This is a genomic window from uncultured Campylobacter sp. (assembly GCF_938045535.1).
In the GTDB taxonomy this organism is placed as follows: domain Bacteria; phylum Campylobacterota; class Campylobacteria; order Campylobacterales; family Campylobacteraceae; genus Campylobacter_B.
In genome coordinates this window covers 1-2,580 of the sequence record NZ_CALIMQ010000071.1, presented here as the reverse complement: position 1 = coordinate 2,580, position 2,580 = coordinate 1, and the positions used below count along the sequence as shown (strand labels likewise).

The following is a 2,580-nucleotide window of genomic DNA, read 5'->3' as shown; positions in this document are numbered from 1 at the left end:
AAGATGATCTGTGAGATACTCCGTCGCCGTTGTGATCGAAGTAGGCTCCGCCGTTTTCATTATTATTATTCGAGCCTGATTTTTTATCCGAAGCCGTTATGGATATAGGATTGATACCGATCTTGCCATCGCCGTTAAGATCAAGGGCGAGAGGGTCGTAGATTAAGAAGTTAAAAATAGAGGCAATTAATTGACCGTAGAAATTTTTAGCGTCTTGGAGGAACTTGCGCGGATCGTCCAGGTAGGGGGACCAAAAGACTTTGAACCTTTCAATATCTTCAGAGTCCCTACCTTTCCAATTAGGATCAAAAGGATTAAATAAATAAGAAGCCATCTCCAATATTTCTTTAGGGCTTCTTTCTCCTTTAAGCATACTTGACCAGAAATCGGCAAAAGGGGTTTTTCCATCCCATCTATCATCTGCAGGGTTAATAAAGTATAAAAGGATATCTCTATTTTTGTAAAGATATAAAACCAGTTCGCTTCCTCCGGCGCTGATTAGCATCGTAAGTAAAGCTGTTCCTAACGTTGCCGTTCCTCCTACTGTAGCCAAAGCTACTTTTGCTGTAAGATATCCTCCTCCCATAGATGCCCCATATTCACCTATAATCTCAGAGGCTCGCTTCGTATCTCCATCTTTTATAGCTTGTGCAACCTCATACGAAGCCACTCCTGCGCCCAAGATAAGACCTGCTGTTCCTGCTTTATTTAATGTATTAAAGACCTTAGGTAGGCTCTTTTGTCCGAATTTACTAATCTCTTTGATCTTATCGCCATATGACATTTTCTCATTATTAACAATCTCTCTTGTGATTTTATCGATCTTCTTTTCGTTGTCGCCTATCTCTATCGGTGCATCTGTAGGCTTTTTATTTCCTATCGTATGTTCGGTATTACCACTCGCTTTTTGATTTTGACGGGCGATCAAATCTTTTGTTTTAGCATCCAAGATCTCATTATATTTGATATTTTTTCTAGCGGTTTCGAAGTCTTTTTGATTTAGCTCGTATAGTTCGCTTTTACCGGTTATTTCTAGCACCGTTTTTCTGTCGCTTATTATAAAATTCAGTTTTTCTTTATCGGTAGCACAAGAATTTAGCTTAGAAACTAATTCTGTCTTATCCATACCGTTGATTTTAGTGATATTTTCATTTTTGAGAAGCTCGGGGAGCTCGGTTTGATAAAATACCCTACCAGTGCCGGCATTGTTTCCCACTAAAGCTACTATTTCTCCGCCTTTGGTAGTTTTTACAAAATTTTTAGAGATTATATCCCAAGCACCCATTTTTCTAGGCTTACCATTAACCGGGTCTTCGCCGCCGATAAATTTACCGACAGGGGAGCTATGATTATCAAAATTAGGATTTTTTTCTCCAGTAATTTTTTTCCAAGCATCTGCAAAATCTTTATTATCTTGTATTTTATCTAGAAATTTATACGCTTCTGTATTATTGAGTATTCTTAGTTTTGGATCCTTAGTAAGTTTATCTATTTCATTCATATCCATACCCGAATACAAAACCGTCTTTTGACCGCTAGTCTCCACGCTTAAATTTTCTATTATTCTAGTTAGCTCAGCCTTTGTTGCAGGCAACTTACCCTCTACTATTTTTCTTAGTTCAGCATTTGCTTGTTCTACCGTATAGCCCATATTTCATCCTTTACTTTAAATTTTTGATATAAAAGTTACTTGAATATTTTCTTTTGGGATAATAGATCCTCCATCGCCATATTCATTTAAAATTTCTTTTAAAATATCTACAATCTCTTGCTTTGGTATATTCCCGATATCACTTCTTATGGATTCTAGCTCATAGATTATTTTAAACGGATTATCCGTAATTTTCGTACTAGTATTTTTGTTATGTATATTCCTTAAATCGATCTCTATATCTTTGCCTTTATAGTGTAAAAGCCATATAACTTCGCCGCTATAATTCATATCTCTTGGATCCCCAATAATAATACTACGCACTACAAAAAGCCAAATACCTCTTTCTCGATCTATACACCAGTCTCTTGAATTTAGAATAGCCCATTCCAGCTTAACTTGATGATACTTTTCACATATCTCATTACTCGGTTTTAGTAAGTCGTATTTCTCAATATCCTCTTTCGAAATATATTCTGCAACAAACGCCATTCTCTCCTCCTTAAGAATTTAAAATTTTAGACCGCTTGCGGGTTGGTGCCGCCTTTGCTCTTGCGACAAATCGTTTAGTCATTCGCACAAATGGCTAAATATACGCCAAATTTCATCTTGCCGCGCCGCGTGAAATTTTAAAATTTCGTTTTATACAGGCGCTGTTTTCTTGCCTATCTCTTGCCGATAACTCGCCGCCTGCTACTTAGATGAAATTCTAAAATTCCACCGCCTGTGCGCATGGATAAAATTTTAAAATTTAGCCGTTCGCCGCGCACGTATAAAATTTTACAAAATTTTGCCGCCCGCAAATCAAAGCGCAAATAAACGCGCTAGCGCGCAGAAATCGCGCGGATTAACAAAAGTCGTGTTTGAATTTCATCGATAAATTTATAAATTCCGCCTACGCTTCGGCGGTTTCGTTTTCGTCGATTACG

General features: G+C 37.5%; 2 protein-coding genes. Both read right to left on the bottom strand.

The window, feature by feature from the left end; all coding sequences use genetic code 11:
- Positions 1–1,651, bottom strand: a 1,651-nt coding sequence (locus Q0095_RS02430) for a hypothetical protein (protein WP_297881031.1), incomplete at its 3' end; no start/stop codon positions are given.
- Between the two features lie 15 nt (positions 1,652–1,666).
- A complete protein-coding gene (locus tag Q0095_RS02425) occupies positions 1,667–2,143 on the bottom strand; it encodes a hypothetical protein (protein WP_297881029.1) in 477 nt (158 codons plus the stop codon).
- Positions 2,144–2,580: the final 437 nt, after the last annotated feature.

What these genes read in the sequence shown, in the direction of transcription:
- Q0095_RS02425 (WP_297881029.1), bottom strand. Translation starts at nt 2,143, where the DNA reads ATGGCGTTTGTTGCAGAATATATTTCGAAAGAGGATATTGAGAAATAC.